Origin of the sequence: Bacillus sp. F19 (genome assembly GCA_023823795.1) — a bacterium.
Taxonomy (GTDB): Bacteria; Bacillota; Bacilli; order Bacillales; family Bacillaceae; genus Bacillus_P.
Genome location: CP085710.1, coordinates 2,920,800 through 2,937,244, shown reverse-complemented (window position 1 = coordinate 2,937,244; position 16,445 = coordinate 2,920,800). Strand labels below are relative to the sequence as shown.

Here is a 16,445-nt window from a genome sequence, read left to right as displayed (position 1 = left end):
TTTTTGTTGAAACAGTTTAGTGAGTACCTGTTTTACTCCAAATGATCTATAGTTGTGCAGGTCTGGAAGTAAAATAATTGAGGTGCTATCGCTGCACTTTTTATTTATCAATAAATATGGAGATGGATTATTTATGCGTGCTTTTGTTACAGGTAGTACAGGATTGCTGGGTAACAATCTAGTTCGTCTTTTAGTAGAGAAGGGATGGGAAGTCAAGGCATTGGCGCGTTCGGCTAAAAAAGCCGAAAAGATGCTCGATGGATTATATGTTGAGGTGGTTACTGGTGATTTACTGGATGTAGAGTCACAGGCTGGTCATGAAGTTTACTCTGATAGATCGTACTTTCTTCAACTAAACCAGCTAATAGAAGCTCAAAACCGTTAAAGGGCACAATTCACAAGTAGTAGATTGAGTCCGTTATTCCAGAAAAGGGCGCTGTTTATGAAATAACGAATAAAGCACAATTTCTCTATTTTAATTCAGAGAAATTAGGCTTTTTTTTTTGAAAACCGGATTTTCCAAAAGGTACCCCTTTTTTGCTGTCATTATCAAAAACGATGGTTTTTGGTAAGAGTGAAATGAGGCCTAAAATGGGTGTTACTTTAGGTGATAATTTGCACTTATTTTAAGTGCTATTTTGCACATGCAAATTTTAAAACCCAGCTACTTTCATAAGAGAAGATTAGCTGGGTTTCTTGATTTTTACTGTTTGGGGTCCTAGTAATCCCTGTGAAAGCTATAAATCCTTTTGAATTCGGATAGAATGATACAGTGCAAAATTTTTAAAAAGGAAGGTTTCAAGGTGAAAGTTAATGGTTAAGAACGAAAAGATATCAACACGTCAATTTAGAAATTTAGTCATTTTATTTACGATTGGAGATTCTATACTTGTTCTTCCATCATTATTAGCTTTCTATTCAAAACAGGATGCTTGGATTGCATGTATAATAAGTGTAGGAATAGGATTATTGGTGATTGCTTTATACACCAAATTAGGTTTATTATTTCCTAATATGACTTTCGTTCAAATGAATGAAAAACTATTTGGAAATTGGATAGGCAAATGCACTTCTCTTTTTTTTCTAACAGTAACTTTTCTTTATACTTGTTCCGTAATGTATTATGTAGGACAATTTATGACCATACAAATATTACCAGATACACCTATTGAAATGATTCATATTATGTTGGCGATCATTTTAGTCATGGCTGTACGCCTTGGACTTGAAGTTACTGCACGGGCAGCAGAAATCTTTCTTGTATTTTTCATTTTGCTTTTCATTATTTTAGTAATCTTTGTTTCCCTACAAATTGATATTAAAAATATACAACCTGTTTTCGAGGTAGAGTTAAAGCCTTTATTACGAACAGTAATAATTTTTGTTGTTTATGCTCCTGTCGATTCTTTAGTGTTGTTAATGATTTTCTCCGCCAGTGTCAATGAGTTAAAAAAAGCTCGAAAAGCATATTTCAGTGGATTTGTAATTGGTGGAATTGTCATCATTATAATCACATTATTAACTATTTTAGTTCTTGGTGCTGATCAAACAGCAAGACAAGCATTTCCAGGCTATACTTTAGCTAAAAAAATTAATGTAGGGAATTTTGTCCAGCGGATTGAAGCCATCCTTGCTATTATGTGGTTCATTTCTATGTATTTTAAAATGGTTCTTTTTTTTTATGGCTCCTGCTTGGGGATTTCACAAGTTTTAGGGTTAAAAAATTATCGCCCCTTAACATTGCCTTTGGGGATGCTGATCGTTAATCTTTCTCTAATCATTTATCCGAATATTGCTTATCAACAAGAATGGGACGTAAACACTTCTGTACCACAATCGATAACAGCTGAACTATTTTTAGCTCTTTTAATGTTGGTGGTAGCAATTTTTCGTAAAGGACTAATAAAGTAGCATATATTGGTTATTGGCTTGGGCAACAATATCAAGGAAATGGGATTATGACGAGAGTTGCCAAAGCTTTGACTGATTATGCTATTAATGAGTTAAACATAAACAAAGTTGAAATTAGAGCTGCTGTTGAAAATAAGAATAGTAGGGGTATTCCCGAAAGATTGGGGTTTGTAAACGAAGGGTGTATTAGACAAGCAGAATGGCTGTATGATCAGTATGTTGACCATGTTGTTTATGGAATGTTGGCAGAAGAATGGAATGAAAAATAGATCACCACTTATTCAGCTATCGGGCGCTTTAATTAAGTAACTAAAGCCTAATTTCTCGGTGTTAAAAGCGAGAAATTAGGCTTTTTTATATTTGGATTTCCTTAACGTTGTAAACGCGGTTTCCTGACGCTACTACTAAATGATCGTATATGTGGATATCATTTTTTGTGAGTCATTTGTCTTGTAAAATTAGGGTTTTTCTTCCTTTAAATTTGCAACATTATGATCGATCATAGCGTTGGTCGTGTAAATACATTGATAAAATTGAGAAACTGTGGTAAATTTATATAGATACACCATTAATGGATTTTTTGTGTAAATTATCCCTATTTTAATTATACATCATAAAATCCTTTTCAGTCAACCCCTATTTTTATTTTTTTAAAGGAGTGTTTGATATGAACTTGGAACTTCGCCAGGAGCAAGAACGAGTGGACAGCGTAATGGAGACAATTACAGAGCAAATCAATAGATTGGAGGACGAAACTTCCAGGCGTCGGATGGAAGTTGTGAATATTCGCAAACACTTTTGGGATGAAGTAAAGGTTAATATTGATACCTTCGACGATTATCTTGAGACCATCATCGGCTTGAGACAAGAAGCTCAAGCTCTGTCCGTAAGCCAAAGCACCCATAGACATGCATCCAAGAGATTATCTGCCCTGCGGCGTATGCAAAAGGCGCCCTATTTTGGTCGAATCGATTTCATTGAAGAAGGAACTTCAAATGTGGAACGAATCTATATCGGCATCTCTACGCTCACGGATACAAGCGGAGAAAATTTCCTTATTTACGACTGGAGGGCGCCGGTCTCGAGTGTCTACTACGACTACCAGCCTGGTCCCGCCAAGTATGCTGCACCTGGAGGCGTCATCCATGGCATACTGGAGAAAAAGTGGCAATATCTCATCCGCGGCGGCATTATTCAATCTATGTTCGATACCAGTCTCACCATTGGTGACGAGATTTTACAGCAGGTGCTTGGCAAAAGTACAGACAAACATATGCACAATATAGTGGCCACCATTCAACAGGAGCAAAACCGGATCATCCGGCACGATCGCGAGCGGATGCTCATTGTACACGGCGCTGCTGGCAGCGGCAAGACATCGGCTGCCCTGCAGCGGATTGCTTATTTGCTCTATAAATATCGAGATATGCTGAATGCCGATCAAATCATTCTTTTTTCGCCTAATTCGTTGTTTAATAGTTACGTTTCCAATGTGTTGCCAGAACTCGGCGAAGAGAATATGCAGCAGGTCACATTCCAGGAATACTTAGACCATCGGCTGAAAAGTGAGTTTCAAGTTGAGAATCCTTACGATCAATTGGAATATGTTTTGACTGCAGTGGATAACCGATTATACGGAACAAGGATTGCGAGCATCCGATTCAAGGCTACCACCCGTTTTTTTAAGGCGATCAAATCATACAGGGAGTCGCTGGAATTATCCGGAATGGTATTCAAAGGGATTATCTTCCGAGGAAAGCCAATCGTTACTGCTAAACAAATCACGGAAAAGTTTTATAGCAGCGACACCTCACTTCGCTTTCATAGCAGACTTGAAAAATTGAAGGATTGGCTTATTAAGCAAATAGATGAAGCCGAGAAGCTCGAACGGACTAAGCCATGGGTACAAGAGGAAATCGAACTGCTTAGCAATGAGGATTACCATAAGGCATATACCTACTTAGCGGAAAAACGCGGCTTTAAAGGTGAGTCGATTCATGATTATGAAATCGAGCCTGAAGCGTTAGCCCGCTTGATTGTTCGCCAGAAGTTAAAGCCGTTGCGAAAACGGATCAAGGCGTTTCGTTTCGTCAACATTAAGGGAATATACAAGCAGCTTTTTACCGATCCCATCCAGATCAAACAGTGGATGGACCGGGAAGCACCCGAGGAGTGGCCGGATATTTGCCTATCGACTGTGAAAATGCTGGACGAAGGAAAACTATTTTACGAAGATGCTACTCCGTTTTTACTTATGAAAGAGCTGATTCAAGGCTTTCAGACGAACAGCTCGATCAAACATGTACTTGTAGACGAGGCGCAAGATTATTCTCTGTTTCAATTCGAGTTTTTGAAACGTTTGTTTCCTTCGGCAAGAATGACCGTGCTCGGTGACTTTAACCAGGCAATATTCGCCCATGCCAGCGAAATGGTCGATTTCCACACGCTTACCGGCTTATACGGACCGGATGAAACAGTTGCGATCAACTTGATCCGCAGCTACAGATCCACAAAACCGATTGTCGAATTTACACGCGGACTCGTACCCGACGGCGAACGGATTACCGCTTTTGAACGCGATGGCGAGAGGCCTGTGCTGACACAATTGTCCAATCGCGCCGAACTGCACCGCTGCATTGCTTCCAAAGTCGCAGACTTGCGGAAGCGGCGGTATAATACGATCGCGATTATATGCAAATCCGCTGCGGAGAGCACCGCCGCATACGAGGGCCTGAGCAGCGTCGAAGAAATTAAGCTCGTGAAGAGCGGCTCGATTGAATACGAGCAAGGCGTTGTCGTCATACCGGCATATTTGGCCAAAGGCATCGAATTCGATGCTGTCATTATTTATGACGCATCGGCGGAAGTATACGGAGATGAGAGCCTGCGCAGATTGTTCTACACCGCCTGCACAAGAGCTATGCATTACTTGCAGCTTTACAGCATAGGCGAACCGAGCTCCTTTTTGCGCAACGTTGCGCAAAAGAGTTTACTTCTGACCATGACGTAAACTGGTTAGGAATACTTATTTTAATGTTAATAAAAATAGAAGATGGAGGAGATAACATACCAGAAACAAAACTAAATGCCGTTAAACACGCCTTACAGGCCACTTTTGGAGTGAGTGAATACGAAGATATCCGGAGATTGACCACTGGCCTCACAACTGCCCTTGTTTTTCGCATTATTGTACAGGGAAACCCATACTTACTTCGTATCATCACTCGTACTGATGCTATGAGCGATCCTACGCGACAGTTCGCTTGCATGAAGGTTTAAGGACAGGGTAGAATTTGCCAAAGAAAACAAAGATGCCATAAAGTTAATCCTACAGGAACTACTCTTAAGCTCGGAATTTCGCGAAGTGATGCCAACGTTTGTGGAACAAAATGCGTTTTCGCAGATTTCACCAATGTTTCAATCTGCGATCGAAACAAAGAAGACAGATATGCCTGTTTCCTCTTTGATCCGGATTACCCTCAGTCTGCTTTTAGGATATGTCATAACAAGAACGATTCTTATGCCTGATCACGAATGGAATAATGAGAAAGAAATGCAATTCATGTTGGATATTTTGTTTAACGGCATAGACAATTTAACATAAAATAGCCCGTGCTAATATTAGTGATAAACCGACTCCTTAATATATAGGGTTCTGGTAAAGCCAGCTTTTTGCTTAGTTGTCGCTTTACTTGAAGAGTACTACTGTTTCAAGCCCTACAAGGTTTCAATTTAGATGCGAAAGTTGAGTTCATCATTCATTCATATTTGACGTGTAACGTGTTGAAGTGAAGTTATATATGAGAATCATGTGGTTTTTTGTACACGAAAATGGCATGAAAGAAACTTTTGGGTTGTAGTGAAAAACTTTCGCAACGAATCCTGTTTTGAAAAACAAATATTTTAGAAAAGGAGACGGATTTCGTATGTCAGCAAAAACAGAAAATAGCAATAAATCCTTTTCCATTAAACCCATCATAGGACCACTTCTAGCTGTTATTGTTGGTATGATAATGGTAATTCTTGATAGTACGGCTATGAATGTTGCGCTTCCTGGAATAGTGGAAGATTTTAAATCGGATGTTTCGACCATGCAATGGTCCATAACAGGTTATACGCTTGCATTATCAGCTGTCATTCCTTTAGCTGGTTGGATGTCGGACCGGTTTGGGGCAAAAAAGATATTTTTAATTACGATCGCCTTGTTTACGCTTGGTTCCGTTCTATGTTCTGTAGCACAAAACCCTGAACAGCTAATCCTCTATCGGGTTATTCAAGGGCTAGGAGGAGGAATGGTTGCTCCAATAGGAATGGCCATGATTTTCCGACTTGCTCCTCCGGATAAAATGGGGGCCGTATTGGGAACGCTTGGAGTTCCGATGCTATTAGCACCTGCACTAGGGCCTGTTTTAGCAGGATATCTTGTAGAATATGTAACTTGGCATTGGATTTTCCTAATTAATTTGCCAATCGGTATTATTGCACTTATAGTTGGAGTGAAATTTTTGCCGAAAATTGAACGTAAGACAGTTCCATCGCTTGATCTTTTAGGAATCATATTAGCACCTATCGCATTCGCATTGCTTGCCTATGGAGTGAACGAAGGGGGCAAAAGCTGGTCTTCAACGGAAACTCTTACCGGATTAATTGTAGGTGGAGTTGCTCTCATTATTTTCATTTTCGTTGAACTTCGTCAAAAGCAGCCTTTATTAGAGCTGAGAGTTTTTGGATCATCTGACTTTAGAAAAGGGATTGTGATTGCATGGATTTCACAAATCGCTTTATTTGGGGTGATGATTATTGTCCCGTTATTTTTACAAACTGTAAGAGGTTATGGTGCTTTAGATACTGGTCTAATTCTACTTCCACAAGCTCTAGCATCAGGTGTAATGATGCCAATCGGCGGGCGTTTATATGATAGGATAGGTGCTCGTCCGTTAGCCATAACAGGCTTGTCCACTATTACCGGAGCGCTATTTATGCTTTCACGAATTTCTATGGATACCACTACTGGATTTATCATTACATGTTTAGTGATGATGGGAGCAGGAATTGGTCTTTCCATGATGGCAATTAATACACATGTTCTGCAATCGGCTCCAAGACATCTTGTTAGTCGTGTCACACCATTAACAACAGCGGCTCAACAAGTAATGGTGTCATTTGCGGTAGCAGGTATGACTGGGTTCCTAACGTCAAGAATTACTGATCATATGACAGAAACAGCTAACCCAATTGAAGCAGCCATTGCTGCCTATGGCGATACGTTCCTTCTAGCTGCAGGGATTGCATTAGCTGGGGCACTTCTAGGAACAATCCTTAGTAGACAAAAACAACAGCCGGAACATGCACCAGATGAAGAAACAAAAGAAGCGAATGCCGCAATGATGGCAGGGCATAAAAAAGAAAAATGAAGGATCTTTTATTTATAATATGCTGATCTTCCGCAATCGGGCGCTTCGTATTATAAGGTCAATCAGTTATCTGGTTGGCCTATTTTTTTTAGGGTATGTTTAATGAAGGTCGACAATTAGAAGCCATCAAAAAAATAGGAGTCGATGAACGAGACATCTTTTTAGATAAACAGAGTGGAAAAGATTTCAATCGAGTTCAGTACCAATTATTGAAACGAGTTATCCGTAAAGGAGATATTCTGTGGCTTTGCAAAGTGGAGCAGCTTTTGGCCGACCGAAAGCTACTGTTACGGAAGAGTTTAAAAAGGCCTATGATCGGTGGAAATCAGGGGAGATGACAGCTGTGAAGGCTATGCAGGAAGTAGGGGTAAAAAAGACGACATTTTATAAGCTGGTTAGGGAGCATGAAAAATCGTTGCAAGATAGAAGAATATAATAGGAAGAAACACGTCAAGAAAGGAGCATCTGCCAGTGAGCAGATGCTTTTTTGTGGCGCGTTGCTTGAATAAGGAATGTATATTTTATACATGTTCTTAAGAATAAGCCAAACTAAATAAAAAAGTATCAATCACTTCAAATTTGTAAATGATAACAAAAGAGGAGGTGTGATACTATGGCTAAAGATGTTCTTTGTGAAGTCAATAACTGTTCGTATTGGGGTTCAGGAAACAAATGTAATGCGGATGCTATTTATGTAGTAAGTCATAAGGGTAAACAAGCATCAAATAGTGAAGAAACAGATTGCAAAACATTTAAAACAGAAGTTTAATTTTCTTAGGGTAACCAACATTTTGGTTATCCTTTACTTTTTATAGTATTGATAATAACTATCATTTTCATTCAAATTTATCGAAAAAATTTATTTTTATCTCCTTTAAAAAGAATGAGCTCAAAATTTATATGCTAAGGTCTTCAAGAGGAATTAGGGATGAAACTGTATCTTTTTTCGTTTTTAAATAACAGGTAATGGGCAGTTTTCACTTTTTCTTCTATATAATCGAGTGAATAATCACCTAAGGGGTCTGCTAAGTCCCAATTGCCCGAGATAGATTATCTATGACAAGATTTAATGCGAACTCAACTATATGGCAGCAACAAAAATCGCAATCGAGTTTTCTTTTTGATTACATCTTAACCTTACAATCCACATATAAACAGTTGAACTTTGTTTCATGTATATAGAATCCTAAGTACCTTGACTATAATGGGGTTGGACCACATGCCCATCAAGCTAATAACGTAAATTACTAGATACGAAATAATCCTTGTTTCAAATTTTCAATAAAAGAATATTTTTGTAATATCCCATATATGAAAAAGTAAATAGCAGATCATTTAAGAAAGGATTGATGTATTTATTTATATTGTTTTGGTTTATATCCCAGTCCAAATCTATAATCTTTTTTGCAACTGAGCATTATGAGATTAAATTATTGGAATATTATATGGAAAAAGGAGAAGTGGAACTAGCAAATAACTATGCATTGTCTATTGTAGAAAAGTACCGAAAAAACAGTGAACTTGTATAAACATTATTTCATACTAAAAACTTGTTTTCTGTTGGATTGACCCACGGTTTTGTGACTATATAACCCTCCAATAATTAAGAGTAAAGGTTCTGTTTCAAAAACATCCTTATTTCTTTTTATAGTTATATAAAAAAAGGATATCTTGAAATAAGATATCCACATATTGTTTCAAATAATTTCAAAAGATTGTGAGATTTTTTATCAATTTACATAAACAACAGAGCAGCCCTATTGCTTCTTTTATCCATCTTTACCAATTAAGGAAATTACGTAACTTATATCCTTATTGCTTGCACAATCCCATCTTGTCCAGCTTGGATGATTCGTCCGTTTTGAACAATTGGTGTAGAGTAAACATAGTCCGTAGAAAAATGATACTCATCAATGATACTTCCATTCTTCAAATCCAGCCCCGTAAGTAAGCCATTTACACCAGAAATATAGACTTTTTCTCCTTGAGCTTTAACTGGTGAAGCATTAAATACGCGTTGTTTTGTTGTTGTTTGCCAAAGCAGTTTACCAGAATAAGGATCAATAGCGTTAACTTTTCCCCATTCATCTGCTAAAACTGCCATAGTGTTTTCCATTAAGATGAGTGGCGCGGAATAGAGAAAACCACCCTTAAATTTCCACTCGATATTTCCAGTATGGCGATTAAGAGCGTATGTATTCGAAACATTCGAAACATAAACAAGATCTTTTTTCCCTTCCTTTGATGGAACGATTGTTGCTTTTGTTGCCCATGGACTATATATTAACGTTTTATATGGTGTTTCTCTTATCAGAATGGTAGATTCCCATATTACTTGTCCATTGATTCTATCCAATGCATAGGCCTTGCCGTCTCCTGCTCCAAAATAAATGGCTTTATCATCGGCGGTTGGCATCCCAGCAGTAAAACCGCTAACTTCTGTTGACCATTTTATTTTTCCAGTTTGTGCATCCATTAAAACGATATGATGTCCCGATGGAATGATTAGTTCCCCATTATCATAATAAATGTTGCCCAGAACGGGACTTGGCGTTTTACTTTTCCATGCTGTTTCACCATTACTTGTACGAATACAATAAACCATGTGATCTGATGTACCAACGTAGATATCGGTTTCCTCATTATTTAAGGCTGGCTGTGAATAAATCGGTTCATTTAGTTTTCTCGACCATTTTTCTTTCCCGTTATTCTGATAGATAGCTGTAACGCTTCCGGCTGTTGTTGCTGCAATAACTAGATTTGAAGAAGATATACTTGTTAAATTAGCTTGAATTGGTGCTAGTAGATCTTCTTGCCATTCTAATCTCGATGTACCGTGAGGATCTTCTATTTGAATAGTCTTTGAAGTATCCCACCATTCGGCCCGTTCATTTTTAACTCTGATCTGTAATCTGTATTTTCCTATCGGCATTGAATGCAAATCTATGATTTTTTCAAAGCGAAGTGAAGAATTGCCTACTTGATTTAGGCTTTCCCAGTTACCATCATCCTTTCCGGCATATTTATGGTCAGGCCAGAATTGATATAAAACCTCTTTTGCTTTTGTTCGAGGATCCAAAATAACCTTTAATTCACCTTCTGAAGATTTATGCTTTTGTTGAAATAATATAGCCTTTGGCTTTTCATGTTCTGCAGGTCTTGCTCCTGTAAGGGGAATCTCGGTCAGAACCGTTCGACTTTGAATACCCTCTTCATTAATGCCTGCATGGTAAACTGATAATAAAGGCTGTTTATCAATGGTCTTTTTTTCTACCCAGAAAAACACAGGTGCATCCTTTGCAGCAGGAAGACTGAAAATATGACAGCCATTTTGCAACCACATTTGTTCTTTGTGAACATGGCCGCTTAAAATCAACCGAACGTTATAGGACTCAATCATTTCAAAAAGAGCTTCTTCATTGGATATATAATAATTGTTATCTCCAATTGGATAATGCAAGTACAGTACAACTGGGGTTTCTCGTCCGATAGACTTAAGGTCTTTCTCAAGCCAATTTAGCTGGTCTTTCGTAAAAAATCCTGGTTCCTGAAGAAGCTGGGTAGGATCTAAAGCAATAAAATGAATTCCACCGAAATCAAAGGAATATTGTGATTTACCGACCACGTCATGAAAAAGTTCTCCAGCCCATTCGTCCCATCTTACTTCATGATTTCCCCTAATGGCATATAATCGATTTCGATAATTCTCAGGAATTAAACGATGAAATTCTTGATATTCTTCTGGGAGACCAGCCTCTATTAAATCGCCTAAATGAAGAACGAAGGAAGGAATATCTTTGGATTGAAAGCTGGAAAAAATCTTTTTAATATACTCACTTCTGTGTGGTGAGTATGGATCAATATGAGTATCCGCAATCACTGCAAATGAGAAATCTTCATTTTTCCATGAAGACGCGTCGACTTTTATCGGAAATTGACTTAGGAAGAATAAGCCAGCTACGCCACCTGACATTTTTAAAAAATTTTTTCGATTCATTGGTGATACGTTCATTTTTATCTCATCCTTCTTATCTCATATGGTTTATAAATAGACTTTCTCTGTTCATGAAGAAAAAATTTCCGTCTTCTGTAATTTCTTACGATAGATAAAGGCGGATAAAGTAATGCTAATTTCATAGCTTAATATCAGCAGAACTAATACGAGTATGTCTGATATTAAATCTGGGGGAGTAATTAGCACAGACGTTATGAGAATCACAAAATAAGCAATTTTTCTGGATTTCTTTAACATCTGAGGATATATTATTCCTATAGCTGTTAAAAATAGAATGACAATAGGCAGTTCAAACAAGATTCCAAAAGGAACGGTCAAGCTAATTAGAAAACTAAAGTACTTTCCGAAGTATAAAATTGCTGAAATCCTTCTCCTGCAAAACAAGAAAATAGCCAAAGGAAATTCCGATATAAAATAGCAAAAATAGTGCGGGAATTAGCATAAAGGTTGCTTTTCTTTCATGCTCACGAAGGGCAGGCAAAACAAATCGCCAAACATGGTATGCAGCTAACGGTATAGTAAGAGCATATATCCCTTTTCCCAATCCGAAATTTAAATTTTTTCATCTTCCTTTTTAGAGTCCGAAGATACTAAATCCTTCGTCGAATTTTTAAATTCTTTTAACGTGTTACCGAAAGCACGTCCGATTTCAGGGAGTTTAGATGGACCAAAAATAATAAGTGCAATGACTAAAATAAGAATTAGCCCTGGAATTCCGATGTTTTGTATCATTTCATTTTCTCTCCTTTATTAAAATCCTGTATTAGCAACAACAGCTGGTCGCGGCACTTGTCTAATGATAGAGAAAATGTGTTAAGCCACCGTTAATAAATTGTTAAGATTTCTAATTTTGTGTTTTGGAATATATGATAATGTGCAAACCGTGTCTGCAGATGTTAAAGCAGGGAAAACGAGACTGCGCCAGATCCTCATGACAGCATTTGCAACTATCGCAGCTCTCATCCCGCTTGCATTAACCACTTCATCAGGGACACTAATTTCAAAGGGATTGGCCGTTACCGTCATTGGCGGTCTTACTTCATCTGCCTTGCTGACGTTGATCGTGGTTCCTGTTGTTTATGAGCTGTTCTTTTACCGGGTATCTAAAAGAGAACAAAACGGCAGGGAAGTCATAAAATCATATTCTATTAGAACCAATTCTTTTATTTAAAAACGGATGGATTTTTAGAAAATTTTTCATATAAAATAATGGAGAGGGGAGGTAATAAAGCTGTCTTACGAAGTTGAAATCTCAGAATTGAAAACAGTAGAAGGGTATATTGAGCAGCTTTCTGATCTTTTGATCAAGACAGTAGAGGGAGGTGCTTCAATAGGGTTTCTGCCCCCAATGAGCCTTTCTCAGGCAAAAGAATATTGGGAAACCATTTTAGAACCCAATGTGATTCTCCTAATAGCGAAGGTGAATCATAAAATTACAGGGAGTGTTCAGCTTCATTTATGCACGAAACAAAACGGAGGCCATAGAGCAGAAATTGCAAAACTGATCACACATCCGGACTATCGCAGAAAAGGCATCGCCCGGTTATTAATGCAAAAAGCCGAAGAGCGGGCAATACAGGAAAAGAGATCCCTTTTAGTTCTCGATACCAGAGAAGGCGATGTCTCGAATCAACTTTACAATTCAATTGGTTTTACTGAATGCGGCCGCATCCCGTTTTTTGCTGAATCAGCGGAGGGAAAACTGGATACAACGATTGTTTATTATAAAACTTGCTGAGGAATGAAAATAGGATCTATCTTGTTTTGATTGAATTCAACAAATATTAATCTTTCCCATAGAAGTGATGCTAATGATTTGGCTTTCTTTTTTAATTCCATCTTTCCTCTTTGTCGGTGCAGCTGTGTACTTGCAGCCGCCTGATGATGTGAAAAAAGAGGAATCATACGGAGAAGTAACGAATCAAAGCTCGGGTAAACAAATGGAATTCATAATACATGATAAGTTCAATAATAAGGGAAGATTCGTGTGATTATCAAAAAAATCAATATATCTATTATTACGTTTATACTATCTTTGTTTTTGCTGCTGGCAGCATTAAATGCAGTGGACTTTAATATTGAATTTCACCGTTATCTGGATTTCAGCTTTATCCACTTTTTTTTACTTGGGGGAGTGTTGCTCTACGCTTTGCCAGTATCTTTCATTATAGAATGGATTGCTAAAAAAGTGCCTCAGAACACCAAAATTATATATAAATTGTTTATGTATTTATCGTTTGGCATCTTATTCAGCTTCGTGTTCATGAGTCCCATGGATGGAATAAGTTTCTTTTCCATTGTTGTATTATTCCAATTTTTCATTGTGGAAACATTAAGTGAAAAACTTCCTTTTAAAAAACTTCATCCATTTATTAAAGGTGCATTTGAAGCGGTTATTCTATTTACGGGTCTTTATTACATCGTTAAAATTGCAGAATTATTTATTTTGCGGATTAACCAGTAGATTCAAATTTTTTTACTGATTGTAGAGATCATGTTTGTTTTTCTCATGACAGGAATGAATGCATGGTTTATTGCACAAAATATTTCTGTTATGAGGAGGTGCAAACATGCCAAACTTAAATGATAACAAATTCAGAAAAATTCAATCCGAGAGTCAAAAGCAGGGCAAAACACAAGAAGAATATGCTGCTGAGTTAGACCGTAACCGTGCTAAAAGCGGGCAGAAGAAGACGGACTAAAGAAGTAAAGTAATCTAGAGGCTGCTAAGGCAGTCTCTTTTATTGGTTTTACAGGAAACAAAGTACTCATAACTTGGAATATATTTATTTACTTGTTAAAGGGGGCTTTAAATAATATGGTCGGTACCACAAAAAGGATTGAAGTAAAAATAAGAAAAATACAGAATAACCTTGGGATGGTGTCTATTTGAACAGCTTACAAAACAGAAATTTCTTGAAGCAGGATATACCGCAGCTTGGCGGCTTATATGGTTCAGCAAATAGAGATTGAAAGACTTTTTTTGTGAATTGGCGCCTGAGGAGAACAGGGTTAACGTTTTTTGTGCGTTTGAACATTCCAAAATATTGCTAAAGGACAAGTGTAAATCAAAAACGTGATACCGCCTGGCAGATCAGCAGACTATCACTCTATGAAACCATAAGGCCTTTAAATTCGTATATAAAGTAATAGACTGCAGCTCTTGTAAAGGAGAAGGTTATGCATAATAAGGATTGTTTATATAAAGCAAGGCAGATTTGTGTGATTCCTAGTGAATATCAGCTTGAAATTGAAGATTATTCTGAGGATGGAAGCCGGGCGATTTTCGCATGGAAACATCCAGATGAGGAAGAGATGGGGATCTTGATTGAGCTGGATGGAAACGGTCATCTGATTGATTTAACAAAAGACAAATCAACTGAAGAGGTTCATCACGATATCTTTGATCAAGATGAATTAAAAAAGAAAGCATTGCAATTTGTAGAGATTCATTATCCTGGTGCTGTTAATATGTTTATGGAAGAGCATGTACACAAAATAGATGAGAATCTCCGCGTATCTTATATCCAAATGGAATTGGATTTGCCTTTGCTATTTACCGGTTTTTACATAGATATTAATGAACACGGGGAAATTATGCAGTTTCATTATGATGGTCCAGCTGAACAGATTTTTTTCCAGAGTTCCTGCTGCCTGAAGAAAAAGTTAGATGTGAATTTCTGAAAGACATGAAAATGAAACTGATAATTGTCCATCTTAATAGAGAACTCTATGAAAATGGGGACAATCTTCCTCACTTAGTGTATGAACCAGAATTGCTTTTTTATGAGATCCCGGTAGACGGGAAACAAAAAGTATTTATGGAAAATGAAGAAGATAAAGAACAAATTTATAAAAGATTACCAAAGTTAGAATCTGGAGTCTCCCCAGAAGCGTTAACAGAACTGAGTGCAGGCTTTGCGAAAATTCGAGAGCAGGATTTCGGGGATTCGATTGGAGAGGTATATAGAAAACATGGAGACGAGCCAGCTGCAGCAGATCATAGCATCATGACTTTTTTCAACAAAAGAAATGAAAATACAATAAAAGTAAAGCGTGATAAAGAAACCGGCAAATTAATAGGATTCATTTCTTTTATTGAAACTGTGGGGAATCAATGGCTGAGCATAAAAGAATGTGAAATGGCTGCTGTTCAATTTTTAAATGCCATATATCCTGATGCTCATCTTTATTTCCAGATGGATCTGATGCAGATAGAAAGTGATGAGGGAAGAGTCCTTTTTCAATTTGATCTCATACACCATGGTATATCTGTAAGGTATGGAGCAGCCAGAATCAATGTTAACCGAACAAGTGGTAAGATCACTCACTATCTCGGACCCGAAGTTCTGCCTCAGCTGCTTTTGTCCATTGATCCTCATCCAGAAATTTCTAAAGATAAAGCTATAGAAATATTTGGATCAGTCTTCCAGATTGAAAAGCAATGGGCTAAAGCGTATAAAGACAACTCTGAAAGGTATTATCAGCTCGTTTATAAACCTATCTATTCTGAGCTTAAAGGGAAAGTTTCTTTTATTCATGCAAAAGAAGGAGAACTGATAGTTGAAAAAAGATTTTATATCCATTAAAAAGAGGCATCAGTTTTTAAGTAATACCTCATAAAAAACGCTATATGGAATTTTTGCAGGCGGGAATTAGCGGCTGGCAGCAATAGAATGAAGAGGCATGGGTTTTTGGATCACTTTAATAGATTTCGGCATTTTAAATTCATCCTGTGCTTTTTTAAAATACTTGTACATAGCCTTGCTTCCGACAGCATTGGCTGAATGAATCGTGATGCGATTGGCATAAAGGTGGTTTTTAACCATGTATTCAACAAGCATAAGTCCGTTTCTCGTTTTGCTTACGAGATCATGATCCAGTGAAAGATGGTCAACACAGTTATTGCGTAAAAGACTGATGCACTGATCTATATTTTCTGCCAAGACATAACCGCTTGGGCACGTTCGGTAATCATCTAAGAAGACACTGATTTGCATGATGATTTCCTCCGATCATTTTTTGACCTATCTTTAGAGTAACATACTTTCAGCATATGCATATGGGGAGCTGTTTTCATTCAGGAGCAGGAAATGGTGTAAATT

At 37.6% G+C, this 16,445-nt stretch carries 14 protein-coding genes and 4 pseudogenes; 14 read left to right on the top strand and 4 right to left on the bottom strand.

The window, feature by feature from the left end; all coding sequences use genetic code 11:
• Positions 1–133: 133 nt before the first annotated feature.
• The 8 genes and pseudogenes from LIT25_15060 to LIT25_15025 all read left to right on the top strand — a co-directional run bounded on the left by LIT25_15060 (position 134) and on the right by LIT25_15025 (position 8,094).
• Positions 134–385: an NAD(P)H-binding protein gene (locus LIT25_15060; GenBank protein USK31954.1), complete on the top strand. Its 252-nt coding sequence runs from the start codon at positions 134–136 to the stop codon at positions 383–385.
• 428 nt (positions 386–813) lie between these two features.
• Complete coding sequence (locus tag LIT25_15055) at positions 814–1,911, top strand: endospore germination permease (protein ID USK31953.1); 1,098 nt, start codon at positions 814–816, stop codon at positions 1,909–1,911.
• Positions 1,899–2,180 (top strand): annotated as a pseudogene (locus LIT25_15050) (GNAT family N-acetyltransferase). Before LIT25_15055 ends, LIT25_15050 begins: the two are co-directional and overlap by 13 nt.
• A 398-nt stretch (positions 2,181–2,578) precedes the next feature.
• A complete protein-coding gene (locus LIT25_15045; GenBank protein USK31952.1) occupies positions 2,579–4,921 on the top strand; it encodes a UvrD-helicase domain-containing protein in 2,343 nt (780 codons plus the stop codon).
• A gap of 354 nt (positions 4,922–5,275) precedes the next feature.
• On the top strand, positions 5,276–5,515 hold the full coding sequence (locus LIT25_15040; GenBank protein ID USK31951.1) for a hypothetical protein: 240 nt from the start codon (positions 5,276–5,278) through the stop codon (positions 5,513–5,515).
• Between the two features lie 322 nt (positions 5,516–5,837).
• Positions 5,838–7,325 carry a multidrug efflux MFS transporter gene (locus LIT25_15035; GenBank protein ID USK31950.1) on the top strand — a complete coding sequence of 496 codons (1,488 nt, stop codon included), beginning with the start codon at positions 5,838–5,840 and terminating at the stop codon, positions 7,323–7,325.
• A gap of 95 nt (positions 7,326–7,420) precedes the next feature.
• A pseudogene (locus LIT25_15030) lies at positions 7,421–7,761 on the top strand (hypothetical protein).
• Positions 7,762–7,938: 177 nt separating this feature from the next.
• Complete coding sequence (locus LIT25_15025; protein USK31949.1) at positions 7,939–8,094, top strand: DUF1540 domain-containing protein; 156 nt, start codon at positions 7,939–7,941, stop codon at positions 8,092–8,094.
• A gap of 1,035 nt (positions 8,095–9,129) precedes the next feature.
• Here the strand turns inward: LIT25_15025 and LIT25_15020 are convergent.
• The 3 genes and pseudogenes from LIT25_15020 to tatA form a co-directional block, all read right to left on the bottom strand.
• Positions 9,130–11,298, bottom strand: coding sequence for a PQQ-binding-like beta-propeller repeat protein (locus LIT25_15020; GenBank protein USK36295.1), 2,169 nt, complete (start codon positions 11,296–11,298; stop codon positions 9,130–9,132).
• Positions 11,299–11,388: 90 nt separating this feature from the next.
• Positions 11,389–11,884 (bottom strand): annotated as a pseudogene (locus tag LIT25_15015) (twin-arginine translocase subunit TatC).
• Between the two features lie 8 nt (positions 11,885–11,892).
• On the bottom strand, positions 11,893–12,072 hold the full coding sequence (tatA, locus tag LIT25_15010; protein ID USK31948.1) for a twin-arginine translocase TatA/TatE family subunit: 180 nt from the start codon (positions 12,070–12,072) through the stop codon (positions 11,893–11,895).
• Between the two features lie 163 nt (positions 12,073–12,235).
• On the opposite strand from tatA, the pseudogene LIT25_15005 reads away from it, so the two are divergent.
• From LIT25_15005 to LIT25_14980, 6 genes and pseudogenes are all read left to right on the top strand, one after another.
• Positions 12,236–12,511, top strand: a pseudogene (locus LIT25_15005) (efflux RND transporter permease subunit).
• Positions 12,512–12,571: 60 nt separating this feature from the next.
• Positions 12,572–13,078 carry a GNAT family N-acetyltransferase gene (locus tag LIT25_15000; GenBank protein ID USK36294.1) on the top strand — a complete coding sequence of 169 codons (507 nt, stop codon included), beginning with the start codon at positions 12,572–12,574 and terminating at the stop codon, positions 13,076–13,078.
• A 73-nt stretch (positions 13,079–13,151) separates the two neighbouring features.
• Positions 13,152–13,331 carry a hypothetical protein gene (locus tag LIT25_14995; protein USK31947.1) on the top strand — a complete coding sequence of 60 codons (180 nt, stop codon included), beginning with the start codon at positions 13,152–13,154 and terminating at the stop codon, positions 13,329–13,331.
• On the top strand, positions 13,328–13,804 hold the full coding sequence (locus LIT25_14990) for a hypothetical protein (GenBank protein USK31946.1): 477 nt from the start codon (positions 13,328–13,330) through the stop codon (positions 13,802–13,804). Before LIT25_14995 ends, LIT25_14990 begins: the two co-directional genes overlap by 4 nt.
• 716 nt (positions 13,805–14,520) lie before the next feature.
• On the top strand, positions 14,521–15,024 hold the full coding sequence (locus LIT25_14985; protein ID USK31945.1) for a DUF4901 domain-containing protein: 504 nt from the start codon (positions 14,521–14,523) through the stop codon (positions 15,022–15,024).
• 11 nt (positions 15,025–15,035) lie between these two features.
• Positions 15,036–15,929 carry a hypothetical protein gene (locus LIT25_14980; protein USK31944.1) on the top strand — a complete coding sequence of 298 codons (894 nt, stop codon included), beginning with the start codon at positions 15,036–15,038 and terminating at the stop codon, positions 15,927–15,929.
• Between the two features lie 66 nt (positions 15,930–15,995).
• On the opposite strand, the gene LIT25_14975 is transcribed toward LIT25_14980, so the two are convergent.
• Positions 15,996–16,340, bottom strand: a complete 345-nt coding sequence (locus tag LIT25_14975; protein ID USK31943.1) for a hypothetical protein — start codon at positions 16,338–16,340, stop codon at positions 15,996–15,998.
• Positions 16,341–16,445: the final 105 nt, after the last annotated feature.

Excerpts from the sequence above, each read along its gene's own strand:
- LIT25_14975 (USK31943.1), bottom strand. The coding sequence starts at position 16,340 with ATGCAAATCAGTGTCTTCTTAGATGATTACCGAACGTGCCCAAGCGGT.
- LIT25_14980 (USK31944.1), top strand. The coding sequence starts at position 15,036 with ATGAAACTGATAATTGTCCATCTTAATAGAGAACTCTATGAAAATGGG.
- LIT25_14995 (USK31947.1), top strand. The coding sequence starts at position 13,152 with ATGATTTGGCTTTCTTTTTTAATTCCATCTTTCCTCTTTGTCGGTGCA.
- LIT25_14985 (USK31945.1), top strand. The coding sequence starts at position 14,521 with ATGCATAATAAGGATTGTTTATATAAAGCAAGGCAGATTTGTGTGATT.
- LIT25_15045 (USK31952.1), top strand. The coding sequence starts at position 2,579 with ATGAACTTGGAACTTCGCCAGGAGCAAGAACGAGTGGACAGCGTAATG.
- LIT25_15020 (USK36295.1), bottom strand. The coding sequence starts at position 11,298 with ATGTCAGGTGGCGTAGCTGGCTTATTCTTCCTAAGTCAATTTCCGATA.
- LIT25_15060 (USK31954.1), top strand. The coding sequence starts at position 134 with ATGCGTGCTTTTGTTACAGGTAGTACAGGATTGCTGGGTAACAATCTA.
- tatA (USK31948.1), bottom strand. The coding sequence starts at position 12,072 with ATGATACAAAACATCGGAATTCCAGGGCTAATTCTTATTTTAGTCATT.
- LIT25_15055 (USK31953.1), top strand. The coding sequence starts at position 814 with ATGGTTAAGAACGAAAAGATATCAACACGTCAATTTAGAAATTTAGTC.
- LIT25_15025 (USK31949.1), top strand. The coding sequence starts at position 7,939 with ATGGCTAAAGATGTTCTTTGTGAAGTCAATAACTGTTCGTATTGGGGT.
- LIT25_15035 (USK31950.1), top strand. The coding sequence starts at position 5,838 with ATGTCAGCAAAAACAGAAAATAGCAATAAATCCTTTTCCATTAAACCC.